This is a genomic window from Alkaliphilus sp. B6464 (genome assembly GCF_018141165.1).
GTDB lineage: Bacteria > Bacillota > Clostridia > Peptostreptococcales > Natronincolaceae > Alkaliphilus_B.
Window position 1 is genome coordinate 2,596,283 of the sequence record NZ_CP058557.1, and the last position, 26,375, is coordinate 2,622,657.

27 protein-coding genes are annotated in these 26,375 nt (G+C 29.8%); 21 read left to right on the forward strand and 6 right to left on the reverse strand.

What is annotated here, in order from left to right; all coding sequences use genetic code 11:
• The first annotated feature begins 60 nt into the window (after window positions 1-60).
• The 4 genes from HYG84_RS13075 (at window position 61) to spo0A (ending at window position 4,687) form a co-directional block, all read left to right on the forward strand.
• Entirely contained in the window at window positions 61-510 is a 450-nt protein-coding gene (locus HYG84_RS13075) for an arginine repressor (RefSeq protein ID WP_212377912.1), read from the forward strand.
• Between the two features lie 14 nt (window positions 511-524).
• A complete protein-coding gene (gene recN / locus HYG84_RS13080; protein ID WP_212377914.1) occupies window positions 525-2,234 on the forward strand; it encodes a DNA repair protein RecN in 1,710 nt (569 codons plus the stop codon).
• A 160-nt stretch (window positions 2,235-2,394) separates the two neighbouring features.
• The gene (gene spoIVB, locus HYG84_RS13085; RefSeq protein ID WP_212377916.1) at window positions 2,395-3,702 is read left to right on the forward strand and encodes a SpoIVB peptidase; all 1,308 of its coding nucleotides are present in this window, start codon (window positions 2,395-2,397) and stop codon (window positions 3,700-3,702) included.
• Window positions 3,703-3,877: 175 nt separating this feature from the next.
• On the forward strand, window positions 3,878-4,687 hold the full coding sequence (spo0A, locus tag HYG84_RS13090; protein ID WP_212377918.1) for a sporulation transcription factor Spo0A: 810 nt from the start codon (window positions 3,878-3,880) through the stop codon (window positions 4,685-4,687).
• 521 nt (window positions 4,688-5,208) lie between these two features.
• Here spo0A and HYG84_RS13095 read toward each other — a convergent pair.
• The gene (locus HYG84_RS13095) at window positions 5,209-6,018 is read right to left on the reverse strand and encodes an AraC family transcriptional regulator (RefSeq protein ID WP_212377920.1); all 810 of its coding nucleotides are present in this window, start codon (window positions 6,016-6,018) and stop codon (window positions 5,209-5,211) included.
• Between the two features lie 615 nt (window positions 6,019-6,633).
• Here HYG84_RS13095 and HYG84_RS13100 point away from each other — a divergent pair.
• Window positions 6,634-7,179, forward strand: coding sequence for a site-specific integrase (locus tag HYG84_RS13100; protein ID WP_212377922.1), 546 nt, complete (start codon window positions 6,634-6,636; stop codon window positions 7,177-7,179).
• Between the two features lie 200 nt (window positions 7,180-7,379).
• Here HYG84_RS13100 and HYG84_RS13105 read toward each other — a convergent pair whose 3' ends face one another.
• On the reverse strand, window positions 7,380-8,210 hold the full coding sequence (locus HYG84_RS13105) for a RecX family transcriptional regulator (RefSeq protein ID WP_212377924.1): 831 nt from the start codon (window positions 8,208-8,210) through the stop codon (window positions 7,380-7,382).
• Window positions 8,211-8,452: 242 nt separating this feature from the next.
• Here HYG84_RS13105 and steA point away from each other — a divergent pair, with 242 nt between their 5' ends.
• The 16 genes from steA to scpB all read left to right on the forward strand — a co-directional run bounded on the left by steA (window position 8,453) and on the right by scpB (window position 23,359).
• Window positions 8,453-9,574, forward strand: coding sequence for a putative cytokinetic ring protein SteA (steA, locus tag HYG84_RS13110; RefSeq protein ID WP_212377926.1), 1,122 nt, complete (start codon window positions 8,453-8,455; stop codon window positions 9,572-9,574).
• Window positions 9,575-9,584: 10 nt separating this feature from the next.
• Window positions 9,585-10,484 carry a copper transporter gene (locus tag HYG84_RS13115; protein ID WP_212377928.1) on the forward strand — a complete coding sequence of 300 codons (900 nt, stop codon included), beginning with the start codon at window positions 9,585-9,587 and terminating at the stop codon, window positions 10,482-10,484.
• An 11-nt stretch (window positions 10,485-10,495) separates the two neighbouring features.
• The gene (locus HYG84_RS13120) at window positions 10,496-11,194 is read left to right on the forward strand and encodes a glycosyltransferase family 2 protein (protein ID WP_212377930.1); all 699 of its coding nucleotides are present in this window, start codon (window positions 10,496-10,498) and stop codon (window positions 11,192-11,194) included.
• A gap of 4 nt (window positions 11,195-11,198) precedes the next feature.
• Window positions 11,199-12,017 (forward strand): glycosyltransferase, encoded by an 819-nt coding sequence (locus HYG84_RS13125; RefSeq protein WP_212377932.1) that lies wholly within the window; start codon window positions 11,199-11,201, stop codon window positions 12,015-12,017.
• A 45-nt stretch (window positions 12,018-12,062) separates the two neighbouring features.
• Window positions 12,063-13,142 (forward strand): DUF3866 family protein, encoded by a 1,080-nt coding sequence (locus tag HYG84_RS13130; protein WP_212377934.1) that lies wholly within the window; start codon window positions 12,063-12,065, stop codon window positions 13,140-13,142.
• A gap of 172 nt (window positions 13,143-13,314) precedes the next feature.
• On the forward strand, window positions 13,315-13,854 hold the full coding sequence (locus tag HYG84_RS13135) for an NUDIX hydrolase (RefSeq protein ID WP_212377936.1): 540 nt from the start codon (window positions 13,315-13,317) through the stop codon (window positions 13,852-13,854).
• 81 nt (window positions 13,855-13,935) lie between these two features.
• Window positions 13,936-14,601, forward strand: a complete 666-nt coding sequence (spoIIM, locus tag HYG84_RS13140; RefSeq protein ID WP_249168628.1) for a stage II sporulation protein M — start codon at window positions 13,936-13,938, stop codon at window positions 14,599-14,601.
• 106 nt (window positions 14,602-14,707) lie between these two features.
• The gene (xerD, locus tag HYG84_RS13145; RefSeq protein WP_212377938.1) at window positions 14,708-15,592 is read left to right on the forward strand and encodes a site-specific tyrosine recombinase XerD; all 885 of its coding nucleotides are present in this window, start codon (window positions 14,708-14,710) and stop codon (window positions 15,590-15,592) included.
• A gap of 200 nt (window positions 15,593-15,792) precedes the next feature.
• Window positions 15,793-16,965, forward strand: a complete 1,173-nt coding sequence (locus HYG84_RS13150) for a phosphopentomutase (protein ID WP_212377940.1) — start codon at window positions 15,793-15,795, stop codon at window positions 16,963-16,965.
• Between the two features lie 21 nt (window positions 16,966-16,986).
• Complete coding sequence (locus HYG84_RS13155) at window positions 16,987-17,808, forward strand: purine-nucleoside phosphorylase (RefSeq protein WP_212377942.1); 822 nt, start codon at window positions 16,987-16,989, stop codon at window positions 17,806-17,808.
• A 13-nt stretch (window positions 17,809-17,821) separates the two neighbouring features.
• Window positions 17,822-18,649: a purine-nucleoside phosphorylase gene (locus HYG84_RS13160; protein WP_249168629.1), complete on the forward strand. Its 828-nt coding sequence runs from the start codon at window positions 17,822-17,824 to the stop codon at window positions 18,647-18,649.
• A complete protein-coding gene (locus HYG84_RS13165; RefSeq protein ID WP_212377944.1) occupies window positions 18,649-19,974 on the forward strand; it encodes a pyrimidine-nucleoside phosphorylase in 1,326 nt (441 codons plus the stop codon). The genes HYG84_RS13160 and HYG84_RS13165 overlap by 1 nt, the downstream gene beginning before the upstream one ends.
• Window positions 19,975-20,078: 104 nt before the next feature.
• Window positions 20,079-21,239 carry a D-alanyl-D-alanine carboxypeptidase family protein gene (locus HYG84_RS13170; protein WP_212377946.1) on the forward strand — a complete coding sequence of 387 codons (1,161 nt, stop codon included), beginning with the start codon at window positions 20,079-20,081 and terminating at the stop codon, window positions 21,237-21,239.
• 169 nt (window positions 21,240-21,408) lie between these two features.
• Window positions 21,409-22,029: a site-2 protease family protein gene (locus tag HYG84_RS13175; protein ID WP_212377947.1), complete on the forward strand. Its 621-nt coding sequence runs from the start codon at window positions 21,409-21,411 to the stop codon at window positions 22,027-22,029.
• A gap of 9 nt (window positions 22,030-22,038) precedes the next feature.
• Window positions 22,039-22,809: a segregation and condensation protein A gene (locus tag HYG84_RS13180; RefSeq protein ID WP_212377949.1), complete on the forward strand. Its 771-nt coding sequence runs from the start codon at window positions 22,039-22,041 to the stop codon at window positions 22,807-22,809.
• Window positions 22,802-23,359 carry an SMC-Scp complex subunit ScpB gene (gene scpB, locus HYG84_RS13185; protein WP_212377951.1) on the forward strand — a complete coding sequence of 186 codons (558 nt, stop codon included), beginning with the start codon at window positions 22,802-22,804 and terminating at the stop codon, window positions 23,357-23,359. The genes HYG84_RS13180 and scpB overlap by 8 nt, the downstream gene beginning before the upstream one ends.
• Window positions 23,360-23,420: 61 nt before the next feature.
• Here the strand turns inward: scpB and speB are convergent, their stop codons facing one another.
• The 4 genes from speB to HYG84_RS13205 all read right to left on the reverse strand — a co-directional run bounded on the left by speB (window position 23,421) and on the right by HYG84_RS13205 (window position 26,209).
• Entirely contained in the window at window positions 23,421-24,269 is an 849-nt protein-coding gene (gene speB / locus HYG84_RS13190) for an agmatinase (RefSeq protein WP_212377953.1), read from the reverse strand.
• A complete protein-coding gene (gene speE, locus HYG84_RS13195) occupies window positions 24,256-25,110 on the reverse strand; it encodes a polyamine aminopropyltransferase (RefSeq protein WP_212377955.1) in 855 nt (284 codons plus the stop codon). The genes speB and speE overlap by 14 nt, the downstream gene beginning before the upstream one ends.
• Window positions 25,111-25,244: 134 nt before the next feature.
• Window positions 25,245-25,652, reverse strand: coding sequence for an adenosylmethionine decarboxylase (gene speD / locus HYG84_RS13200; protein ID WP_212377957.1), 408 nt, complete (start codon window positions 25,650-25,652; stop codon window positions 25,245-25,247).
• A 17-nt stretch (window positions 25,653-25,669) separates the two neighbouring features.
• The gene (locus HYG84_RS13205; RefSeq protein ID WP_212377959.1) at window positions 25,670-26,209 is read right to left on the reverse strand and encodes a helix-turn-helix domain-containing protein; all 540 of its coding nucleotides are present in this window, start codon (window positions 26,207-26,209) and stop codon (window positions 25,670-25,672) included.
• Window positions 26,210-26,375: the final 166 nt, after the last annotated feature.

The window sequence follows — 26,375 nt, forward strand, 5'->3', positions numbered from 1 at the left end:
ATTAATTCGTTTTAAATTAATAATTTAGTGATATTAGTACTTATTTTAAGGAGGAATCCTATGAAGTATACAAGACATGCAAAGATGTTAGAGATAATAGAAAGTAAGGAAATTGAAACACAAGAAGAGTTATCAGAGGAGTTAAGAAAACTGGGCTTAAATGTAACTCAAGCCACGGTGTCTAGGGATATTAAAGAGCTTAGGTTAATTAAAGTTTTAACAAAAAACGGAAAATACAAATATGCAACATTGCAAAGTCAAGAAAATGTTTTATCAGATCGTCTAGTAAAGATATTTAAAAATTCTATTGTATCGATTGATTATGCTGGTAATATTATAGTAATGAAAACTTTAACTGGATCTGCACAAGCTGCAGCTGCAGCTATAGATGCAGTTAACTTAGATGATGCTGTGGGGACAATTGCGGGGGATGATACTATCTTTATAGTAATTAGAGATGCAAGCAAGATGGAAGAAAATATAGAGCATTTTAGAAAACTGATGAAATAGGGTGGGGGTTCTGTATGCTTCTAGAGTTAGAGATTAGGAATTTTGCATTAATAGATGAGTTGAATATTGCTTTTCATAAAGGACTTAATATTTTAACAGGAGAGACAGGCGCTGGAAAGTCAATTATAATTGATGCTGTTAATATGGCAATTGGAGAAAGAGCTGATAGAAGCTTTGTTCGTTCTGGATCAGATAAATGTATGGTGCAAGCAATATTTTCAGCAAATGACTTAGATGATTTTGATGATATATTAGAGCAATATGGTATTGAGATTGATAGTGAAAATATATTAGTTGTTACTAGAGATATACATTCAAACGGAAGAAGCACTTGTAGAATAAATGGAATCATTGTAACTCAAGCAGTTTTAAAAATGATTACTCAAAGATTAATCGATATTCATGGGCAACATGAGCATCAATCACTTTTAAATTCAAGTTTTCATATAGATATGTTAGATTCATATGGTGGTAAAGAAATTTTAGACCTAGTTGATTCTGTATCAAAGAAATATAATGAACTTCAGACTTTAGAAAGAGAACTAAGTTCTATTTGCTTTGATGAAATGGAAAGAGAGAGAAAAATTGATTTGATGAAATTTCAAATAGAGGAAATTGAATCAGCCAACTTAATAACTGATGAAGAAGAAGAATTAGGAAAACAAAGAAATATTCTATCAAATAGTGAAAAAATTTATCAGACTCTTTCAAATGCCTATGAAACTATTTGTGGTGAGAATTTAGATACATCAGTTTTAGATAAGCTATCTAATATCGTACATTCTATGTACGGCATTGTTTCATTGGAGGAAAAATTTTTAGATTTTAACAATATTTTAGAAGAAGCAAAATATAAATTAGAAGATGTAGCAAGAGATATAAGAGATTATAAAGATCAAATTGACTTTGAACCTAAGGTTCTTGAACATATTGAAATGAGGTTAGATTTGATTAATAGTTTAAAACGGAAATATGGAAGTTCTATACAGGAAATGTTACAATATAAAGCAAGGCTTGAAGCTGATTTGTGGGAATTTGAAAATAATGAAGAAGAAATTAGAAGAATAAAAAAAGAAATAGATTCTAAATCTAAAGAACTGAAAAATTTATCTATAGAATTAAGTTTACTCCGGAGAGCTATTGCTTCTGATTTTGAAAAAAAGATAACGGGTATATTACTTACATTAAATATGGGTAAAGTCCAATTTAAGGTATCTTTTGATAATAAAGAAAATGATTATTCAGACATTAAGTTTACTTCTAAGGGAATTGATCAAATAGAATTTACAATATCTACAAATTTAGGTGAGCCATTAAAACCACTTTCTAAAATTGCATCTGGCGGAGAAATGTCAAGAATTATGTTAGCCTTTAAAACTATATTAGCCGATGTTGATAATATACCTACATTAATATTTGATGAAATTGATACTGGTATAAGTGGACGTACGTCTCAAATTATTGGCGAAAGGCTCTATGATATATCTAATCATCATCAAATTATTTGTATAACTCATTTACCACAAATAGCTTCCATGGCTAATCATCATTATTTAATCGAAAAAGTAGAAAAAGAGAATAATATGAAGACAATGGTAAAAAAATTAAACAGAGAAAAACAAATTAAAGAATTGGGACGATTATTAGGCGGAGAACTAACAGATATTACAATTAAACATGCAGAAGAAATGATTGATCAAGCTCATTTAAGAAAAAGCAATTAAGCTTTTCTAAAATGAGTTTTTTGATTATATAACCATAAAAGGATTATAATTACAACTTTAATATATTTTATATATTATAAAGCTGCCTCCAAAAAGCCAATCTAATCATAGTAGACAAAATTATGTTTTGCTAGATTAAGATGGCGGGAGAGTGACACAAATGAAGAACTATAGAAAACTTAAACCAATTTCGGCAATAAGTTTATCTATTTTTTTTATATTTTTTGTATGCACATTGGCATTTGGAATTGTTAGGAGTATACCTTCAGAGTATAATATACCAGTAGGTGATGAATATTCATTACAAACTCGGTTTCCTTTAAGTTTTTCCATGAATTCTGATGACATAAACAGTATATTAGAAATAAATCAGGCAAAGGATATTAGCAGTACATTATTAACTAAGAAAAGTATTTTTCAGCTTAAAACTCTTAAAAAAGGTACTGCTGATCTTCAGTTAAAGATACTGGGACTAATACCATATAAAACAGTAAAAGTTAATGTTGTATCTAAAATCCAAGTTGTTCCTGGAGGGGAATCTGTAGGTGTTAAATTAAATACAGATGGTGTATTGGTTGTTGGAGTAAGTGAGATTACAGATGATAATGGTAGAAGCTATAACTTAGCGTCTAATTCGGGAATAAAAATAGGAGATACATTAGTTGCAATTAATGATATAAAGATAAATAATGCATCACATGTTAGTGAAATTGTAAAAGCAAGTAAAGGAAAAGAACTTAATCTTACAATGAAAAGAGATAAAAGAGAGTTTAAGGCTAATATTTCTCCTGTCAAGGCAGAGCAGGATGGACAATATAAACTTGGATTATGGGTAAGAGATAAGACAGCTGGTGTTGGAACATTAAGTTTTTTTCATCCTATTAGTGGAAAATTTGGAGCATTGGGACATGCGATTACAGACGTAGACACAGGAGCATTGTTGTCGGTAAAAGATGGAGAGATTATAAAATCTAGGGTTGTATCTATTGAACAAGGTAAGAGAGGAAAACCTGGAGAAATAAGGGGAGTATTTTATGAGACTAGTAATCCAGTAGGAAAAATAGAAAAGAATACCCAGTTAGGTGTATATGGAGAACTGTTTGCAGATATAGCAGGGATTAATAATAAAAATACAATGCCTATTGCATATCAACATGAAATACAAGAGGGACCTGCATATATATTAACTACATTAGATAATAATAAAATAGAAAAATTTGATATAGAGATAACAAAAATAAATTTTCAAACAAAGCCAGAGGGGAAAAGTATGGTGATTAAAGTAACTGACAAAACATTATTAGAAAAAACAGGGGGAATTGTTCAAGGCATGAGTGGAAGTCCAATTATTCAAAATGGAAAAGTGATAGGAGCTGTTACTCATGTTTTGGTTAATGACCCCGCAAAAGGATATGGAATATTTATAGAATGGATGATTTCGGAATCGGGAATAAACGATAAAAATTGATAAAATAATTTAAAAAAAGTATAAATTTAAAGAAAAACTTAGAAAAATGTATTAATATTTTTAAAAAGAATTAGTTCATACTAGAAGGAAATAAACTCCATATGTCGAATATGTTAAAAGTCGCATATTTATAGATAAAATATATGTAGATTAAGGTTCAAGGGGGAGAATTTTGATGAATAATAAAAAGGTTAGAGTTTTAATTGCTGATGATAATAAAGATTTTTGTGATATTTTAAGTGAGTATTTGGAAAAGGAGGATGATATTGAAATAGTAGGGGTTGCTAATAATGGTAAGGAAGCTATAGAACTAATACCACAAAAACTACCTGATTTAGTTATACTAGATATTATAATGCCACATCTAGATGGATTAGGCGTACTTGAGAAAGTTAATGTAATGAATTTAAGTAAGTTTCCTAAGTTTATAATATTGTCAGCAGTTGGACAAGATAAAATTACACAAAGAGCAATTAACTTAGGAGCAGATTACTATGTTATTAAACCTTTTGATTTTGAAATATTTATTGAAAGAATTAGACAAATGACGGGAGAAGTTAATCCTTCTAAAAATAATTTGGAACAGAAACGGCAAAATGTACAAAATCGCCCATCCTTAGTTACAAATAATCGTAGTTTAGAGGCAGAAATTACTAATATAATTCACGAGATTGGAGTTCCTGCACATATTAAAGGATATCTTTATTTGAGAGAAGCTATTACAATGGTAGTTGAAAATATAGAACTATTAAGTGCTGTTACAAAGGAACTGTATCCATCGATAGCCAAGAAGTTCAATACAACATCAAGTAGAGTTGAAAGAGCAATAAGACATGCTATAGAAGTAGCATGGAGTCGTGGAAAGGTAGATACAATAAACAATCTGTTCGGATATACTGTTCATAATGATAAAGGGAAACCAACTAACTCAGAGTTTATCGCCATGGTTGCAGATAAATTAAGATTAGAACAACAAGTAGGTTAAAGGAAGTGATTTTAAGGATTGCATTGCTTGGTAATTAATTACAATCACTTTCTAAAAACCTATAAATTCTCTTTTAGACCTATAAACATTCAAATAACAAACCTATAAACACCTCATATTTATTGGATTACGAAACCAATACTAATGGAGGTGTTTATTTTTATGAGAATAACAGATTGATGGGAAATCTCTAGTAAAGTTAATTGATACAGCTTTAGGAGAAGATAAATTTTCCCATATAAACAAGGAAACTAATCCTATTTTAATGATTGAAAACTTTTTGAATAAGTAGACTTATTGAAAGTTATAAATAACTAAATCTATAAAAGAGTAGCTTTCTTATGAAATGCTACTCTTTTATAGATAAAATTAAATTAAAAAATTTATAAAAATAGGTAATTACTATAACTTTCAACAACTAACTTCTCACCAGAATTGGTAATTCTAAACCTTTTTTAGTATTATGGTTAACATACTTTTTGGTTTGCTGAATTAACTGCTTAGAGGTTAGTTTATCTAGATTATTTAAATCCTTGAAAGAATGAACAAACAGATCCATTGAACTTTTTGAAGAAGTTGGAAAAGTGGCTCTGGTCGGTAAAGCCTGTCTGTAAAGCCACATCTATTGGCAAAACACCTTGTTCCAGCATTTTCTTTGATTTGTAAATTCGTATCGTTTCCAAGTAGCTATAAGGAGAAATTCCCTTTTGCTTGGTAAAAGAGCGAAGCAGATAGTATTTGCTTAATCCCGTCAGTTTGCATAGGTCATCTAGTGCAATGTTTTCCATGTAGTGATTTTCTAAAAATTCACAGATTACTCTTGCTTCCGTGCTTTGTTCCGCATTCCCAGTAGGTACTGTCTGTTCCGTATATTCTTCAATCAACTGTTCCAAAAGGAAAAAGAAGATTTCTTCTTTTCTAAAATCTGTTTCCTCATCCATAATTATCTGATGTAATTCCCGCAGTACAGCAGCCAATTCACTACGAAAAACTACTTGGGGCGTAAAATAGGGTAGATACTCTTTCCCTGTTATTTCAAAGATTGCTTTGCTCATAGTTTCTGGTTGTATATTGATACAACGATAATCCAGAGTTTTACCGTCGATTTGTTCGCAAGCATGATTATCACGCGGATTAAATAGTAATAAATCTCCCAGCTCTATGGTATATTCCTTGTTCTTGCAAGATAAAAGCCGCTGTCCTTTTTCAATAAAACCAATTACATAATACTCGTGAAAATGATTGGGGAACTTCTGCATAATTCCCTGAAAATGATAGGCTTCCACTTTCAATTCGGTATCATATTTTACTGTTCGTATCTCTCGTTTCATAAACTTGTCCTCCTTTCTTGATTATCTGATATTTAGTGTACCATAAAAGGCAATAGCATTCTTGTATGATATTGCCCTATTGATTTGTTAATCAAATATATATAGAAAGTATCTCTAAAGCGCTAATCTGCAAGCATGGCAAGTTTTTAGACCTATAAACTTTATAATAATAAACTTTTATGAACACCTCATATTTATTAGATTATATAGCCAATATTAATATTATAGAGATGTTTAGTTTATTCTTATAAAAATATTATAAGAAAGCTCCTTATTAAAATTTCTATTTAGATTTTTAATAAGGTTTTTTTGTTGGCTTGCATATTTCGATTGTAAGCGTTTTTTTGCTGTGGTAAGGGGATAGGTATACCCTATTAATTTATGCTTATAGGATAGTCGTAATATATAGGATTTTATTTTAAACAAAGTTTAGATTTTCTTATTGATAGTTAATGTAACAAAATAGTTATTGTGTTACATTTAGCAAATAACTCAAAGTATTGGAATTTACACTTCTAAAAAAGAATCGACTTTATTAAGTAACATATCGTATTGGAATATAACTTTAAATGTAATATAATATTTATTAGTATATTTGAGATAAGGAGGACAAAAATGAATACAGTACAGCCCATTCGTGATAAGAATAAAATAGAAGATATGAAAAATGAATTGTTAAAGTTAGGGTACAAGAATTATATACTATTTATTGTAGGGATTAATACAGGGCTAAGAATAAGTGATATATTAAATCTTAAGGTATATGATGTAAGAGATAGGTCTCATATCGCTATAAAAGAAAAAAAGACTGGAAAAGAGAAACGATTTTTAATTAATAGCCAGTTAAGGAAGGATATAGAGAAATTTATCTCTGGTATGAATAATGAAGAATATATATTTCAAAGTAGGAAGGGAAAGAATAGACCTATTTCTCGAGTGCAGGCTTATAGGATTCTTAATCAAGCAGCTGTTAAGGTAGGTATTAAGGAGGTTGGAACTCATACTTTGAGAAAGACATTTGGATATTGGCATTATCACATATATAAAGATGTAGCAATTCTTCAAGATATTTTTAATCACTCGGCTCCAAGTATAACTTTACGATACATAGGTATTAACCAAGATATTAAAGATAAAACAATAGAAGATTTTTATTTATAAATAGATATACCATAATTATATTATGTATACTTGTAGGTAAAATAATATAGTATAGGCTATTGAATAATTTTAAAATAATAAGATAAGTGCAACTTATTATCCAGGTCATAAGTAAAAACTCTATTTGCAATGTTTATATATAAATTAGGATTAGAGCGGTATGTAGTATAAAAAGTAATAGATAGCAAAATTAATCTTTGCTATCTATTACTTTTTACACTTTCAAATGCAACATCTATTATATCTATACCATAACCTTTTTGATACAATGTATGTTTAACTTTTTTCTCTAGTAAATAAGAGTTACTTTCTTTTTTGCTATACTTATCAAAGTATTTTTTAGCTAATTTGATGGCCTGTAATTGGTATTGTTCCTTATTAGAATCTATAGTGGATTGAACTTCGCTATTTTGATCTAAGTCATTCAAGCACGCATCTATAACTTCCCAAGTAAAGCCTTTGCGCACCAATAGTTGGGATAATTTGATTTTCAATTGTTTTAACGGTAAATTTGATTTTTGATAAAAATATTTGTTGCTAATTTCTTTGGCAATTTTTATATTAACATCAGAGGAAAATAACTTTATACAGTCTTCGATTATTTCCAGAGGGATTCCTTTACTTATTAATTTTGATTTGACAGTATTTGAACTTTTCTTTCCTTCTGCTATAGCACTAGAAATATAATTTAGTGCATATTGCTTATCATCTATATATCCATAGTAAATTAATTTCTCTAATACTTTATTTATAATCTTATCTTCATAATCTTTTTTAGACAAATACATAGTAATTTCATAATGAGTGCGTGGCTTAAAGGATAGATAGTGTAGTGCAATTTGAAAAGCGCGTTTTTCATTACTTTCTTCAATTAACTCTACTAAATCCTTTTCATCTACATTTAGACCTTCCTTTAATTTATATTTTAATATAATTTCTGCATCACAAGAAAAAGAATAAACATCATCAATGTACACATTAGCTCTACTTTTATTTTTGCTTTGCAATTGAATCTTAGATATTTTATGCATTATTTCACCTCACTTAAAGCTACTTACGACATTATATTATATATCATAATTTTAAGTATTTAAAGCATTTGTATTTTTATAAGATTTGAAATTGTGCAAAATTACTATTATGGCAGTTTTTATGATATAATCATGTGTAATTTATAATTAAAGTTATAGATTCAAGTGGATTTATACACATAACAAGAATGTTTATATTAAATATACAAATACTATATGTAGAAACTATTGGAGGGAAGTCTATGCAAATTAAAGCTCCCGTAAGATTGGATAAAAAAACAAAAAGTTTAGTTAATAGATTAGAAGCAGGAGATATAGCGATAATTGACCATGATGATTTAGATGAGGTTGCTGCAAATTCTCTTGTGAGCAAAAAAATTTCAGCTATTATTAACTGTGGAAAGTCAATTAGCGGTAGATATCCTAATTTAGGCCCGGGTATAATATGTAAAGCTAACATACCTATTTTTGATGTAATTACGGGTGATTTATTCAGTGTTTTGGAAGAAGGAAATATTATTGAAATAATAGATAATGAAATTTTTTTTGAAGGAAGACTAATTAGTAAGATTGAATTTTTATCTGAAGATAAAATTAATGCATCACTTATGCTAGCAGAAGAAAATATAGAGATAGAATTAGAAAAGTTTATTGAAAATACTCTAGTGTATGCAGATAAAGAAAAGGACTTTATTTTAGGTAATTTGAAAATTCCAAGGATTAAGACTGAAATTAGAGGAAGACATGTCTTAGTAGTTGTTAGAGGGCAAAATTATAGAGAAGACTTAAGTGCTATATTATCCTATATAAATGAAGTTAATCCTATTTTGATAGGTGTGGATGGTGGTGGAGATGCATTATTGGAATTTGGTTTAACTCCTCATATAATAGTTGGAGATATGGATAGTGTTAGTGACGAATGTTTAAAAAAATGCAATGAAATAATTGTACATGCTTATCCTAACGGAAAAGCACCAGGTATGGACAGAGTAAAAAGCCTAGGATTAGAGGCAGTATCTTTTCCGGCTCCTGGTACTAGTGAGGATATAGCTATGTTACTATCTTATGATAAGGGAGCAGATTTGATTGTAGCTGTAGGTACACATTCGAACATGATTGACTTTCTTGAAAAGGGAAGAAAGGGTATGGCTAGTACTTTTTTAGTTAGAATGAAAGTAGGGTCTAAGTTAGTTGATGCTCGAGGGGTTAACAAGTTATATAAAAGCAGTATTAAGCCTAAGTATATTATTTGGCTTGTTATTGCTGCATTTATTCCAATAATTATGATAATGCTTATATCTAACCCAATTCAAAATTTATTTAAGTTAATGATTATAAGATTAAGAATGATATTCGGACTGTAGGGGGGATTTCATGGGTATTAATATTAAATATTATATTATCTCTATTGCAGCTATATTTATTTCATTAGGAATAGGTATATTTATAGGATTTAATATGAATGGACAAGAGTTATACTTAAAACAGCAACAAATTTTGGTTGATAGCTTGGAAAATAGGTTTAGCGAATTTAAAAAAGAAAAAGAAACATTAGAGCAAAAAATTCAAAGCTTAAGTACTGAAAAGGAAAAGCAAAATACTTTTATTGAAAATGTGTTTTACGAGGTTATTCATGATAAATTATCTGAGCTAAGCATTGCTATTATTGAAACTACGAATCATTATTTTTACGATGATATTGATGAAACATTAAGACTGTCAGGTGCTGATGTTCCTTTACACATAAAGTATACTGATAAAATATATACTGTTACAGAAGAACAATTAAAAGAAATTAATGATTTAATAGGAATTGACCTGAAAAAAAATGATGATTTTATTAATCTTATAAATAATGAAGTAACCAACCTCTTTATTCATAAAGATATGACAGATATTTTGAAGTTTTTAATTGATAATAAATATATTCTCTATAGCTTTGATTATAATAAAATAGATCAATTAAATATAGATAATGTTATTATTGCCGGAGGAAGTACAACAAATCGGGAAAATAAAACAGAACAGCTAGATATAAATTTAGTAAAGAATTTACAGGATAAAGGTTTAAATGTAATAGGAGTAGAGAGATTGGATGTTGAATTATCGAATATTCCTGAACTTAAAAAATTAGACATTCCAACGGTGGATAATATTAATACCAAAATAGGTAAAATTTCTTTAGTATATGTGCTTAGAGGCGCTGAAGGTCATTATGGAGAAAAATCAACAGCTGAATCATTGGCACCATTTATTGTTACAGATCCTAGTTAGGAGTGAATATTATGAATAAAATAGTTTCAGTTATTGTACCCGCATATAATGAAGAAAATCGAATTAAGAGTACACTTTTAGCTTTAAAGGAGATTGATCACATTCAGCATATTTATGTAATTGATGATGGGTCTACAGATAGTACGTATATAAGTGCAAGTAGTGTTTCAGATGTGAATGTAGTGCGTCAACCTTTAAATAAGGGAAAGGGTCAGGCGCTATATGAAGGATTAAGACTTGCACTAAATAATTCTGATATTATTGTATTTGCTGATGCTGATCTACAGGAGAGTGCAAAAGATGTTGAGAAATTAATACTTCCTATTCTAGAAAACAAAGCTGATGTTACAGTAGCTAAGTTTCCATCTGCCAAACGAAAAGGTGGATTTGGTTTTGTAAAGAAGCTAGCTAGAAAGGGTGTTTATATAAATACTGGTGTAAAAATAGATACTGTACTTTCAGGACAAAGAGCGTTTAAAAGAGAGGTTCTAGAACAGGTTAATTATCCCTATACGGGATATGGTGTAGAATTAGGCATGACAATAGATATACTAAATAAAGGTTATAATATTATGGAAGTGGATGTAAATATGTACCATAATGAGACAGGTAGAGATTTGTCAGGATTTATACATCGTGGAAAACAATTTTGGCAAATATTAATGGTTTTAGTACCTAAAACTATTACAACAAAGCTGAAAAGAAGGTGATTTTTTGGAAGTTATTATTTTTATAATTAGTTTGTTAACTACATTAATGACAATTCCATTTGTTAAGGAAATGCTTTTGACGGCAAACATAACTGGAAGTAATTATAAGGGAGATAAGATTCCAGTTGGTATGGGAATTACATTTGTTCCAGTTGTTATTATCAATGGTATTTTGTTTAATTACTTTATTGGCAATAATGCTAATATGCAACAGTTATTATTAGTTTTTTTGATAGGTATTATGACCATGGCCGTAATAGGCTTAATTGATGACTTAATAGGAAATAGGAATACATTAGGCTTTAAGGGACATATTAAATCTTTATTGAAAGGAAAGTTAACTACTGGTGGATTAAAAGCTATAGTTGGTGGGTTAATTTCAATATTGATAGGTAGTTTATTTTCTTTTCACATAATAGAAATTGTGGTCAATTCCTTGATTATTGCATTATTTACAAATTTAATAAATTTGCTAGATTTAAGACCAGGTAGAGCAATAAAAGGCTTTTTAACTATAGCTATATTATTCATAATTATTGGGTTATCAAAAGAAACTAGAATTATACTAGGTTCCATTATAGCCTATGCTATAGGATATTTCCCACAGGATATAAAGGCAAAAAGTATGATGGGAGATATTGGATCAAATACCTTGGGTATTACGTTAGGAATTGTAGCTGTAATTAGCTATACTATGACTGTGAAATATATTATATTGGCTCTGCTAGTTTTGATTCAGATTATTGCAGAGAAATATTCTATAACTGAAATTATTAAAAAGAATTCTATTTTAAATTTTCTCGATGAGTTAGGTCGTTATTAATATATTGTCTTAGATTAATTAAGCTCTATGAAGAGAGGAATACATATGATTAGTATAAAACGTGGTAAAGTGACAAAAATTATAAAAAAATTAGAAGGTCGCACTGATATTTTAGTAAATATAGATAATAAAGATGAAAATGCAATTAACTATGATTACTTAACTGGATGTATAGCAGTAGGTGATGAAGTAATTTTAAATACAACTGCTGTAGAATTAAATTTAGGTACTGGAGGATATCATTTTGTAATATGTAACTTAAATGTCAGTAATCAAAGTATAGATACAAAAGGGCATATTATGAAACTTAGATACACTCCATTTCAGCTTAAAACATATGCAGTAGAAGAACAAGAAAGCCCTTATCATAAACTATTTCATGAATTTAAATCTTTAAATGATATGCCTGTGCTTGTAGGAACATTACATAGTATGCTAGTTCCAATTTCATCTACATTAAAGTACTTAAACAATAATATAAAAATCGCATTTATTATGACTGATGGCGCAGCTCTTCCTTTGTATTTAAGTAATGCTATATACGAATTAAAAGAAAAAAATATTATTTATAAAACTATTACACTTGGGCATGCTTTTGGTGGTGACTACGAAGTTGTAAATATATACAATGCCTTAATTGCCGCAAAAGAAATTGCTAAATGCGATATTGCAATTGTAACTATGGGGCCTGGTATTGTGGGTACGGGGACACCATACGGCTTTACCGGAGTTGAACAAGGACATATAGCTGATGCTGTAAATGACTTAGGTGGTATTTCTATTACTGTTCCTAGAATTACATTTAAAGATGAAAGAGAAAGGCATTATGGATTCAGTCACCATAGTTTAACTGTTTTAAGCAAGATAATGAAAACAAGGTCTAATATTGCACTTCCTAATTTTTCATTGGAACATGAAACTATTATTATGAAGCAAATTAAAGAAAATAATCTAATGCAAAAGCATAATATATTTAAGATTGAAAAAAATATACTAGAACAAGCTTTAGACCAATATGGACTTGAAGTTAAATCTATGGGAAGGGATCTAAAGAATGATCCAGAGTTTTTTGCTACTTGTAGTGCAGCAGCTATATACGCTGTTTCTCTGCTAAATAATCAATAATAAACTCTTGTAATGTAGATTCACAGCCTGAAATATTAAGCAGTCGCGGTAGAAGATCTTTAATTTTTCCAATATAGATTATTTTGTTATTAGTTATTTTAATCATATGAATGAACACCCCTTAATTTTTACTATTAGGTATGTCTTATTTTATTCACTAGGAGGAGAAAATATGACCATGGAAGAAAAGACTATGAAATGTGAGAGGGTTTACGAAGGAAGAATTATCAATGTTAGGGTAGATACTGTAGAATTGCCCGATAAGAAATATTCTAAAAGAGAAATAGTGGAACATCCTGGAGCGGTAGGAATAATTCCAATAACATCAGATAAAAAAATTATTTTAGTTAAGCAATTTCGCAAACCAGTAGAAGATATTTTACTTGAAATTCCAGCAGGAAAAATTGAACCTAAGGAAGAACCGTATGTATGTGCTCTTAGGGAACTTGAAGAAGAAACTGGCTTTAAAACTGATACTGTAGAAAAGCTTTTAGAGTTTTATACAACACCAGGATTTTCAAATGAAATAATACATATTTATTTAGCTGAAAATCTTAAAGAAGGCATTGCTAATCCAGATGAAGATGAAAATATAGATGTTGTTGAATTGTCAATAGAAGAAGCTATGGAAAAAATAAATATAGGTGAAATAAAAGATGCTAAGACAATAGTTGCAATACTTACCTATTTCAACTTATATAATTATAAATAATCATAATATCAGTTCTTTTTATTAAAATTAATATATGGACAAGATAGGCATAAAACTTCTTAACCTAGCATAATGTTTTATATGAGTTTACTGAAGAAAGGAAGTCTGTTTATGCCTATATCTATTATGGATTCATTTAAAAAACATATAAAAAGTAATTTTATTATTTATTTTTTAATTATATTATGTCTTTTAATAGGTATATCTGTTGGAGGATTTACTGTAAAGGTTATTAGTTCAAGTCATAAACAAGAATTAGTTGCTTACTTAAAAGGATTTTTTCAGCTTTTTCATAATGAAGAAATCAGAAATGTTGATATATTTCTACAATCATTAATTAATAACCTTCAACTACTGAGTTTAAGCTGGATATTTGGTATATTAGTAGTAGCTATTCCAGGAATAATTTTTATAATATGTTTTAAAGGCTTTGTAATTGGGTTTACTGTGGGTCTACTAATTGAACAGTTCAAATTTAAGGGTATACTCTTATTTTTATTAGGAGTATTACCTCAAAACTTAATTATTATTCCTATATTTATTACAGCCTCTACCATCTCTTTGTCCTTTGCTCTGATGTTAATTAAAAATAAATTAAATAAATCAAAACAAATTAATTTTTATAAACAATTCTTAATATATACTACATCATATGTGGTACTTGCTTTATTGATTTTAATAGCTGTTTCTATTGAAACTTTTATCTCTCCCATTTTTATGAAAATTATCAGTGGATATATTCAATAAAATAATATATAGAATAATAAAAATCTTTGCAGGAATTTTATATATTTTGTTGAATAATTGATAGTATGTACATAATACGATGTTGCAAATAAAGGGAGTTATTAAAATGAAACAGTTAATATCGAGTTTTACTGTTTATTTAGACAAAGAAAAAAAATTATCACAAAATACCTTAGAATCATATAAACGTGATATAACCCAATATTTAACATACCTTAACAATAATGGAATTCTTGATATTTCTTTAAGCAATACAACCACTGTAATTACATATTTATTATATTTACAGAAAACCGGAAAATCTACATCTACTATTTCTAGAAATTTAGCTTCAATTAGAAGTTTTTATAAATTTTTGTTGTTGAATAAACAAATTGAAAGTGATCCTACTATTAATTTGGAAACACCAAAGACAGAAAGACGGCAACCTAATATCCTAACGTTACAAGAAGTCGATACCTTGTTAACACAACCACTAGAACATACAGACAAAGGTATTAGGGATAAAGCAATGCTTGAACTTTTATATGCTACAGGTATAAGGGTAACTGAGTTAATTTCATTAAATATTGAAGATGTTAACTTGGATTTAGGTTTTATTAAATGTAGCAGTGGAGCTAAAGAACGAGTTATACCCATTGGTTCTATAGCATTAAATTCTCTAACTAAATATATTAATAATAATAGAATAAACTTTATAAAAAATCAGGATGAAGAATCTCTTTTTCTAAATTATTATGGAAATCGTTTGACTAGACAAGGATTTTGGAAGATCATTAAGGCATATACAGAACAAGCTAAAATAGGAAAAACTATTACGCCTCATACACTAAGGCATTCATTTGCAACCCATTTAATACAAAATGGGGCGGACTTAAGATCTGTTCAGGAAATGTTAGGACACTCTGACATATCAACGACACAAGTATATGCTCATTTGATGAAAAATAGAATAAAAGAGGTTTATAATAAAACTCACCCTAGGGCCTGATTACAGGTCCTATTTTATAGTGTAAGAAAATTTAATTAAAGATATTTTGCCCAATATACTATGAAAATAGTAAAGTTTTTATTAATATAGAAAGATATACTGTACTATAAAAAATAAGCATTGCAATAGGAAGATTTATATAATAAATCATTTTAAAATAAACTAAAAGGGTATAATAGTTAAAAAAGAGGAGGGAAATTATGATTAATAGAGTAATTTTATTTATAATGGATAGTGTAGGTATAGGAGCTTTACCTGATGCTAAAAATTTTGGTGATGTTGGTGCAAATACATTAGGTAACATTGCTATAAATGAAGGTGGAATCAATTTACCTAATTTACAAAGACTTGGGTTAGGAAATATTGATCATATTGTTGGAGTGGAATCAATTGAATCTCCTTTAGGTGCTTTTGGTAGATCACTAGAGGTTTCTAATGGTAAGGATACTACAACAGGGCATTGGGAATTAGCAGGCTTACACTTAACTGAACCTTTCAAAACCTTTCCAAAAGGATTTTCAAAGGATATAATAGATACATTAGAAAATAAAATCGGGAGAAAAATTTTAGGAAATAAGCCTGCCTCTGGTACAGCAATATTAGATGAACTTGGCGAAGAACATATGAGTACAGGACATCCAATTGTTTATACTTCAGCTGATAGTGTATTGCAGATTGCTGCTCACGAAGAAATCATTCCTCTAGAGGAGCTATATGAAATATGTAAAATTGCAAGAGAAATTATGATGGGGGATAATGCAGTTGCAAGAATTATTGCTAGACCATTTATTGGGACCCCAGGAAGCTTTACTAGAACTCATAATAGAAGAGATTATTCCCTAAATCCTACAAGGGACACAGTATTAGATATTGTGAAAAAAGAAGGCTTAGATGTAGTTGCAATAGGAAAGATAGAAGATATATTTAATGGAAAAGGTATTACAGAGGCTGCACATACAATAGATAATATGGATGGAATCGATAAAACAATTGAGTATATACAAAAAAGTAGTAAAGGTATTATATTCACAAATTTAGTTGACTTCGACTCTAAATATGGACACAGAAGAGATTCAAAAGGCTACAAAGAGGCTTTAGAAAGTTTGGATATGAGGGTTCCGGAAATATTGGATAGTATGAATGATGATGATATTATAATTTTTACTGCAGACCATGGAAATGACCCAACTTATAAAGGAAGTGATCATACTAGGGAATACATTCCTATTGTTATTTATGGAAATAAAATTAAACAAAATGTTAATATTGGAACAAGAAAATCCTTTGCTGACATTGCTGCAACAATTTCTGATATTTTTGAAATACAATCAACAGGTAATGGAGAGAGCTTCAAAGATATAATCATTAAATAATATTTAATAGGAGTGTTATATATGAAAGAATATTCTCAAAAAATTTTGGAAGCAAAGTCTTATATAGAAAATAAAATAAATTTAAAGCCAGCGATAGGATTAATTCTTGGATCTGGACTAGGTATATTAGCAGATGAAATCAAAAATTCGCACATTATCTCATATAAGGATATACCTAATTTTCCTATTTCAACAGTAGAAGGGCATGCTGGTGAATTAGTTATTGGGGAACTTATGGGAAAACAGGTAATTGCACTAAAGGGCCGATTTCACTACTATGAAGGCTATAGTATGGATAAGGTTACATTTCCAGTAAGAGTTATGATTGCTTTAGGTGTTAAGCAAATAATTGTTACTAATGCTGCAGGTGGAGTAAATAAAAACTTCACTCCCGGAGACTTAATGATAATTGAAGACCATATTAACTTTGCATTCGATAATCCATTAATTGGGCCTAATGATAATAAATTAGGAGTACGGTTCCCAGATATGTCTCAAGCCTATAATTTGGAATTAATAGATATAGCGAAAAGAGTTGCTAGAGAAAATAACATTGATATTAAAACAGGTGTATATGCATTTCTAACAGGTCCTACCTATGAAACACCTGCTGAGGTAAAGATGATGAGTATTTTAGGGGCTGACGCTGTAGGAATGTCTACAGTACCTGAAGTAATAGCTGCTGTTCATGGCGGTATTGATGTTTTAGGGATTTCTTGTATTACAAATATGGCTTCTGGTATTTTAGATCAGCCATTAAGCCATGATGAGGTTATAGAAACAACTCAGAAAGTAAAGAAAACATTTATTACATATATTGAAGGAATTATAGAAAGCATTTAAGGGAGAGATATGTTTGGAAAATTTATTAATGAAGCTTGAAAGTACAAAAAAATTTTTACTAGACTCGATAGATGAAAGTCCTAAAGTAGGATTAATTCTTGGATCAGGCTTAGGTACATTAGCTGATGAAATAGAGAATCCTATTGTTATTGATTATAAGGATATACCTAACTTCCCAGTTTCAACAGTAGAGGGGCATGCGGGACAATTAGTGATTGGAAAGCTAATGGGCAAACAGGTTATTGCAATGAAAGGTAGATTCCATTACTATGAAGGTTATAGCATGGATAAGGTTACATTTCCAGTAAGAGTAATGAAAGCTATAGGTGTGGAATTAGTATTAATAACAAATGCTTGTGGAGGGCTAAATCCAAATCTATATCCAGGATCATTAATGATTATTAATGATCATATAAATATGACAGGAGATAATCCATTAATTGGTCCAAATTACTCAGAATTAGGACCAAGGTTCCCTGATATGTCTAATGCATACGATAAGGATCTAATTGAGCTAGTGCATAAAGTTAGCAAAAAAATTAATGTACAAACTCACGAAGGAGTATATGTTTCTATTAGTGGACCAAATTATTTATCGAAGGCTGAGTTAAGGATGATGCAAAAATTAGGTGCAGATACTGTTGGAATGTCTACTGTTCCAGAGGTAATTGTTGCAAAACATAGTGGAATGAAGGTAATAGGTATATCCTGTGTGACTGACATGGCTATTCCAGATGAATTAGAATCAATAAGTCATGAGCAAGTAATGGAGGTTGCCAATAAAACTAGACCTAAATTTATTAACCTGGTTAAAGAAGTCATTAATGGGGTGACTGTATAATGAGGATGTACGACTTAATATTAAAAAAGCGTAATGGTGGTATTTTATCCAAGGAAGAAATAAATTATTTTATTAAAGGATATACTGGTGGCGACATTCCAGACTATCAGGCATCAGCTCTATTGATGGCTATATATTTCCAAAAAATGAATGAATGTGAAACTGCTGATTTGACAGAAGCAATGATGAACTCTGGAGATATCATTGATTTAACTGCTATTAATGGAATTAAAGTAGATAAACATAGCACTGGTGGTGTTGGTGATAAAACAACTATTGCGTTAGCGCCTATAGTGGCTGCTTGTGGTGTACCAGTAGCTAAAATGTCAGGGAGAGGTTTAGGTCATACAGGTGGAACTCTTGATAAGTTAGAATCTATTCCTGGATTTAGCGTAGATATGACTATAGATAAATTTATAAATAATGTTAATAATTTTAAAATTGCTGTTGCAGGCCAAACAGCTAATTTAGCACCTGCAGATAAAATAATATACGCATTAAGGGATGTTACAGCTACAGTAGATAATATTTCATTAATAGCAAGCAGTATAATGTGTAAAAAACTTGCATCTGGAGCAGACTCTATAGTACTGGATGTAAAAACTGGTAGTGGTGCATTTATGCAAAATACCGATGATGCTTTTGAATTAGCTCAGGAAATGGTTAAAATAGGGAACAATATGGGTCGTGATACTATTGCTCTAGTAACAAATATGGATCAACCTTTAGGTAATGCAGTTGGAAATAGTCTTGAGATTAAGGAAGCAATAGAAACTTTAAAAGGTGGCGGACCGGAAGACTTTAAAGAACTATGTATAACTTTAGGCTCTTATATGCTTCTATTAGCTAGATGTGTAGAAACCGTGGAAGAAGGAAGACGAAAAGTAAAGAATGTTATTTCTACTGGAAAAGCCTTTGATGTATTTAAAACATTTGTTATAGAGCAAGGTGGAGATGTAAGCTATGTAGAAAATATAGATTTATTTCCAAAAGCTAAGGGAGTGTATGAGCTAAAGTCCGAAGCAACTGGTTATGTTAATAAAATAGAGGCAGATGTTGTAGGATTAGCTGCATTAACATTAGGTGCAGGTAGAGAGACTAAAGAAAGTGTTATAGATCTTGCAGTGGGAATTGTATTAAATAAAAAAGTTGGAGATTATGTACAAGCTGGAGAAACACTGGCATATATACACTATAATAATGATGATAAGATAAAAGATGCAACAAAAAAATTAAAATCAGCATATTTAATTGAAGAAGCAAGTAGATCAAAGTCACCTTTATTGTTTGGTATAGTTACTTGTGATGGAATAAAGAGGTTATAAAACTACCTCTTTATTCTTTTTTTTTATTTACTTTTTTACTTACTGCATAACAAAATAGCTGGCTGGAAACCCTAACATTAAATACGTAATAAGGAGGATAATAAATGAGGAAAAAATTTAATATGTTTTTGTGTATATTGGTGATAATTTCTTTACTTTTGCCAGCCTATAATGTTAGCGGAGAGGCACAACCCTTCGATATAAATAGTAAGTCGGCATTATTAATGGATGTGGGTACTGGAACAATCTTATACGAAAAGAATATACATGAACAACTACCTCCAGCGAGTGTAACTAAAATTATGACCATGCTTTTAGTAATGGAAGCTATTGATAATAATAAGATTACCCTTAATGATAAGGTTGTTGTTAGTGAACGAGCTTCTAAAATGGGTGGTACTCAACTTTATTTAGAGCCAGGAGAAAATAAAACAGTAGAAGAACTAATGAAAGGTGTAGCAATACGATCAGCTAATGATGCTTCTTTGGCATTGGGTGAATATATAGCTGGTACTGAAGAACTATTTATACAACAAATGAACAATCGTGCTAAAGAATTAGGAATGAAAAATACAACATTTATTAATACAAATGGATTACCAGCAGAAGGTCATGTGACAACAGCATATGATATAGCCTTAATGTCCAGGGAGTTGTTAAAACATAAGGACATTCATAAATGGCTTACAACTTGGATGGATACGGTAGTAGTTGGTAAAAGGCAATCTCCACAGTCATTGGTTAATACAAATAAACTAATTAATACCTACAAAGGAGCCAATGGTATTAAGACTGGATATACAAGTGAAGCATTACATTGCATATCTGCATCAGCAACCAGAGGAAATGCTACATTTATTGCTGTAATTATGGCTGCTCCAACTTCGCAGGTTCGTTTTTCTGAAGCATCAAAGTTATTAGATTATGGTTTTGCTAATTATAACAATGTGGAAGTTGTTAAAAAGGATAGTATTATAGGAAGTGTCATGTTAAGCAAAGGTAAAAAAATACAGGTAGATGCAGTTGCAAAAGATGAGTTGAATGCTTTAGTAAAAAAAGGTGATGAAGCTAATGTTCAAAAGGAAATAATACTTCCTCCATCTATTACTGCTCCAGTATCACAAGGTGATAAATTAGGAGAAATTATAGCTAAAATAGATGGAAAAGAAATAGGTAGGGTAGATATTGTATCAAAAGAAAGTATAGAGAAAGCCTCAATAGTGAATATATTAGGAAAAATGTTTAGTAAAATGATGGGAAAGTAAAGTAGAGTAGTACATTTGTACTACTCTACTTTTTATAGCATTATATGTATGATATAATTATGTAGTATAGCCAAAAGTGATATATTAGGGAGTATATAATTTTAGCAATAGGAACTTATATTTTAACTTTTTAAAATTGAAGGGGCGAAAAAGGTGGGGAAAGAATAACATGTTTAGTTTTGATTTAAGTCGTATTCTATTAAATTTGCCTATAATATTGATTGCTATAACATTACATGAATTTGCTCATGCTTATAGCGCGTTTTTATTGGGAGATCCAACAGCAAAGCATTATGGAAGGCTAACATTAAATCCAATATCACATATTGATATTACAGGCTTTTTATTATTAGCATTTTCTGGCTTTGGCTGGGCAAAACCAGTACCAATTAATCCTAATAATTTTAAAAATAGAAAGCTAGGATATTTTATTGTATCTATAGCAGGCCCAATATCTAATATTTTGTTAGCTATTATATTTACGATTTTACTTGGGATTCAAATTAGATTTATTGATAGTGTAATTATTAATAATATAATTAGTTATGGTATTATAATTAATATTGTATTAGCTATATTTAACTTATTTCCAATTCCACCTTTAGATGGTTCAAAACTACTATTGATACTACTTCCTAGTAGATTTGAAGAAAAATATTACCATATTCAAAAATATAGTTATATATTTTTGTTTATATTAATTTATTTTAGAGCAATTGATAAGGTCCTATATCCAATAGTGGATTATTTGCTTGGTTTATTATCCCATGTAGTAATGATTATAGTATAGGAGGATATTATGGCTTATAATGTGAAAATTGAGGTTTTTGAAGGACCTTTTGATTTACTGTTTCACTTAATAGAGAAAAACCAAATAGATATTTATGATATACCTATGACAGAAATTACTGAACAATATATTTCCTACATAGAAAAACTAGAGGAATTAAATTTAGATATTACTAGTGAATTTTTAGTAATGGCTGCTACTCTTATTGAAATAAAATCAAGAATGCTATTACCTATACAAATAACTGAAGACAAACAACTTGAGATTGAAGATTTAGATCCTAGGGACGAACTTGTAAGAAGGTTATTAGAGTATAAAAAATATAAAGGCGCAGCTGAAGAATTAAAAGATAAAGAACAACGATATCAAAGGATGTACTTTAAGCCTAAAGAAGAATTCATTTTTGATGAAGCAGATCAATCGCAATTTGTAATGGATTCTATTGGAATAACCGATCTTTTATCGGCTCTAAATAGATTTATTGAAAAAAAATTAAAAACAATATCACCTGAAAAAACAATAAGAGAGATGCAAAGAGATGTAATTACAATTGAGGATAAGATCAATGAACTTATTTGTTTATTAAATAAAAAAAAGCAAATTCGGTTTCAAGATATGTTTTCAAATTTATCAAGTAAAATGGAAATAATAACTACTTTTTTAGCCCTTCTTGAACTGATTAGGTTAAAACAAGTGGTTGCAAAACAAAATATTGCTTATACAGATATTGTTATTGAGCTAAGAAACAAAGAAGAACAGGGAGTGCAAACTAATGGATAAAGATGAACTAAAGTCAGCAATTGAAGCTATTTTATTTGCTTGGGCAGATCCGTTATCAGCTAAAGATTTAAGCGATATTTTAGGTATTGGAACCAAAGAAATAGTAAGTATTCTCAAAGAGATGATAGATGAATTTAACTATAATAAGAGAGGTATTCAAATATTACAAATGAACGATCACTATCAGCTATCAACAAGACCAGAGCACCATGAACATTTACAAAAACTCTTTGTTCCTAGGCAGAATAGAGGTCTTACCCAAGCAGCCTTAGAAACATTAGCAATTATTGCCTATAAACAACCAATTACTAAAACAGAGATTGAAGAAATTAGAGGTGTAAAGAGCGATAAGGCAATAGGAACCTTGCTAGAAAAAGAATTGATAGAAGAGCAAGGACGATTAGAAAAAACAGGAAGACCTATTTTATATGGTACAACAATTAATTTTTTAAAGGTATTCAGCATAAAGTCTCTAAAAGAATTACCAAGTATTAATGATTTTGATTTATCTACGAATGAAGATTTAGTGAGAGATATATATGATAAATAAAAAAAACAAATAGTAAGGATTATAATCCTTACTATTTCCATTTATAATGTATGTTGTTGATTTATAGTATTAATAGCATTTCGCGAATAATTTTAGATGCTACAGCTGTAGAAACTCCAGTAGAATCATAGTCAGGTGCTAGTTCTACAACATCTGCTCCAATAATATTTAAAGTAGATAGTTTTTTAATAATTGTCATCATATCTGTAAAGGAGATACCTCCAGGTTCAGGAGTTCCTGTTCCAGGAAAGATAGATGGATCTAGTATATCTAAATCGATTGTTACATAAACAGGCTTATGTTTTATTATATTAATAACTTGATCCAGCATCTCATATCCAAATTTATTTAATGTAGTATGACCTGATTCTGCCCATTCAAACTCTTCTTTTAAACCCGAACGGATTCCAAATTGATAGATTCTATTATCTCCAAGAATTTCCCAAACTCTTTTAATAACAGTAGCATGTGAAAGCTTTTCACCCATATAATCTTCTCTTAAATCTGTGTGGGCATCAAAATGCAGAATAACTAAATCTTCAAACTTTTCATGTAGCGCTTCAACTACAGGAAGCGTAACTAAATGCTCTCCACCAATCATTAAAGGCTTCTTATTTTCTTCTATAAGTTTAGTAGCAAATTCTCTAATATTATTTAGTACCAAATCTCGATTACCAAAGACAAAATCTAGGTCACCTGCATCATGAACATGTCTGATTAGAAGATCTCTATCTAGATAAGGGCTATATGTTTCTAAACCATAAGAATCAATTCGGATTCTACTAGCTGCAAATCTTGAGCCAGGTCTAAAAGAACTTGTTCCATCGTAAGGAGCTCCAAAAATTACAATATCTGATTTCTCATAATCTGCATCACAACCGATAAATGAATAATTATTAAACATTTCCATTTTCGATTTTCTCCTTAACATAATTAGGTAGAGCGAATGCACCTAAATGGAGATCTGTATTATAATACTTTGTTTTTAGCCCAAGATTATTCCAATCATCAGCTTTTAGATCTTTTAATGGATCTAGGGTTTTAGAGGCAAAGCCAAATAACCAATATCCTGAAGGATATGTTGGGATTTGCGCTTGATATACTTTAACAATTGGAAATATTTTTTTTAATTTTTGATTTGCTCTTACTGCTTCCTTAGCAAACTGATCGTAGACTGGGCTTTCATTTTGATTAATTAAAATGCCATCTTTAGTTAATGCTTTAAAGCAATCTGAATAAAATTCTGTAGTAAATAATCCTTCACCAGGACCAATAGGATCAGTTGAATCAATAATTATTAAATCATAAATATTTTCCTTGTTTTTCATAAATGCAACGCCATCTTCATAGTATAATGAAAGTCTATGATTACTTAATTCAGATGAAATTGCGGGAAAGAACTCCCTAGATATATCACATACAAGTTTGTCGATTTCAACCATATCTACGTGCTCAATATTTTTATATTTCATTATTTCTCTTGCAGTGCCACCATCACCGCCACCAATAATTAAAGCTGTTTTAATATTAGTATTAACTGCCATAGAAGTATGCACAATCATATCGTGGTAAACAAACTCATCTTTTTCTGTAACCATAACTAGTCCATCAATAGTCATTAATCTGCCATATTCATATGTATCTAACACATCAACAGTTTGGAAATCACTTTTTGCAGAGAATAAATGTTCTTTTACTTTTAATGATAATCTAACATGTTCAGTTTGTTCCTCTGTATACCATAATTCCATAATAATTTCCTCCTATCATTAAATAAGTTATTAATAGTATTGGCAAAATAAATAGTATCAAACATTAAAATATCAAGAAAGCATAGGGCCTTCTTGATATTAGCATGAAACATTCAATATAAAATAAGTAAGAGTTAAACAGATACTTTGTATTTTATATCTTTATATTTGTTGTTAGAATATTTTCTAATGTTATCAATAATACCTCTAGGTACTTCTTCTGTATCTGTTTGTTCTGCCTCAAGTTTATCTTTTAAGTATTCAAATGCTAACCATGGGTCTACATCTCCACCACAAGTAAACACATCTATAGAAGCATAACCATATTCTGGCCATGTATGAATAGTAAGATGAGATTCTTGTATTACAACAACACCACTTACTCCCCAAGGGTTAAACATATGGAAATTACTGGTTACAACCGTCGCATTTGCTGTCTCAGCTGCTTCAATCATGTATTTTTCAATTAACTTATGATCATTTAAAGTATCTGGATTGCAGTTGTAGAACTCTGCTAATATGTGTGTTCCTAGTTTTTCCATCTTAATAAAACTCCTCTCTAAAATGAAGGTGGACTTGCAACCCAAAGCACTACAGCTGGTTTGTTAGTCTGATTCTCAATATAATGTAATTGACTAGATTTAAAATAAAAGCTCTCGCCTTTTTTTACTTTAATTTTTTTACTTCCAAGATATAAATTAATAGTTCCCTTTAAGACGTATCCAAATTCTTCACCTTTATGAGGTTCTTCAATATTACTAGTACCATAAGGATCTAATTCTATTAGAATAGGCTCCATTGCATTTTTCTGAGCATTCGGTATAAGCCAAGAAACTCTATTTAGTAATTCTTCATTTATGGATTCGTATATATCCTCTTTGGTAAATACAATTTTATCTTGGACATCTTCATTAAAAAACTTTTTTACATCTGTTCCTAGTGCTTCTAGAAGATCCATTAAAGTGGCAATAGAAGGTGATGTAATATTACGTTCTATTTTTGAAATAAAGCCCTTGGTTAAATCACATCGTTGAGCCAGTTCATCTTGTGTTAGTTCATTTAAAAGGCGTAAACGTCTAATTTTCTCACCTATATCCAACTCTATCACCTCGCTTACTTGGCTAAAATCAACTAAGTTAAATTACTATAGAATACTTCCTAAAAGTAAACTTTTTGTTTACATATATTAAATATAAATGTTTTTTCAAAAATGTCAATAGATTTTATAATTTTTTTATTTATACATAAACAATAAAAGGATAGTA

Bases quoted from the DNA above. Each gene is read 5' to 3' on its own strand.
- HYG84_RS13135 (WP_212377936.1), top strand. From the start codon at position 13,315: ATGACCATGGAAGAAAAGACTATGAAATGTGAGAGGGTTTACGAAGGA.
- spoIVB (WP_212377916.1), top strand. From the start codon at position 2,395: ATGAAGAACTATAGAAAACTTAAACCAATTTCGGCAATAAGTTTATCT.
- HYG84_RS13100 (WP_212377922.1), top strand. From the start codon at position 6,634: ATGAATACAGTACAGCCCATTCGTGATAAGAATAAAATAGAAGATATG.
- speE (WP_212377955.1), bottom strand. From the start codon at position 25,110: ATGGAATTATGGTATACAGAGGAACAAACTGAACATGTTAGATTATCA.
- xerD (WP_212377938.1), top strand. From the start codon at position 14,708: ATGAAACAGTTAATATCGAGTTTTACTGTTTATTTAGACAAAGAAAAA.
- HYG84_RS13175 (WP_212377947.1), top strand. From the start codon at position 21,409: ATGTTTAGTTTTGATTTAAGTCGTATTCTATTAAATTTGCCTATAATA.
- HYG84_RS13130 (WP_212377934.1), top strand. From the start codon at position 12,063: ATGATTAGTATAAAACGTGGTAAAGTGACAAAAATTATAAAAAAATTA.
- recN (WP_212377914.1), top strand. From the start codon at position 525: ATGCTTCTAGAGTTAGAGATTAGGAATTTTGCATTAATAGATGAGTTG.
- speD (WP_212377957.1), bottom strand. From the start codon at position 25,652: ATGGAAAAACTAGGAACACACATATTAGCAGAGTTCTACAACTGCAAT.
- steA (WP_212377926.1), top strand. From the start codon at position 8,453: ATGCAAATTAAAGCTCCCGTAAGATTGGATAAAAAAACAAAAAGTTTA.
- HYG84_RS13105 (WP_212377924.1), bottom strand. From the start codon at position 8,210: ATGCATAAAATATCTAAGATTCAATTGCAAAGCAAAAATAAAAGTAGA.
- HYG84_RS13095 (WP_212377920.1), bottom strand. From the start codon at position 6,018: ATGAAACGAGAGATACGAACAGTAAAATATGATACCGAATTGAAAGTG.
- HYG84_RS13115 (WP_212377928.1), top strand. From the start codon at position 9,585: ATGGGTATTAATATTAAATATTATATTATCTCTATTGCAGCTATATTT.
- spo0A (WP_212377918.1), top strand. From the start codon at position 3,878: ATGAATAATAAAAAGGTTAGAGTTTTAATTGCTGATGATAATAAAGAT.
- HYG84_RS13075 (WP_212377912.1), top strand. From the start codon at position 61: ATGAAGTATACAAGACATGCAAAGATGTTAGAGATAATAGAAAGTAAG.
- HYG84_RS13180 (WP_212377949.1), top strand. From the start codon at position 22,039: ATGGCTTATAATGTGAAAATTGAGGTTTTTGAAGGACCTTTTGATTTA.
- HYG84_RS13165 (WP_212377944.1), top strand. From the start codon at position 18,649: ATGAGGATGTACGACTTAATATTAAAAAAGCGTAATGGTGGTATTTTA.
- spoIIM (WP_249168628.1), top strand. From the start codon at position 13,936: ATGAGTTTACTGAAGAAAGGAAGTCTGTTTATGCCTATATCTATTATG.
- HYG84_RS13170 (WP_212377946.1), top strand. From the start codon at position 20,079: ATGAGGAAAAAATTTAATATGTTTTTGTGTATATTGGTGATAATTTCT.
- speB (WP_212377953.1), bottom strand. From the start codon at position 24,269: ATGGAAATGTTTAATAATTATTCATTTATCGGTTGTGATGCAGATTAT.
- scpB (WP_212377951.1), top strand. From the start codon at position 22,802: ATGGATAAAGATGAACTAAAGTCAGCAATTGAAGCTATTTTATTTGCT.
- HYG84_RS13120 (WP_212377930.1), top strand. From the start codon at position 10,496: ATGAATAAAATAGTTTCAGTTATTGTACCCGCATATAATGAAGAAAAT.
- HYG84_RS13150 (WP_212377940.1), top strand. From the start codon at position 15,793: ATGATTAATAGAGTAATTTTATTTATAATGGATAGTGTAGGTATAGGA.
- HYG84_RS13155 (WP_212377942.1), top strand. From the start codon at position 16,987: ATGAAAGAATATTCTCAAAAAATTTTGGAAGCAAAGTCTTATATAGAA.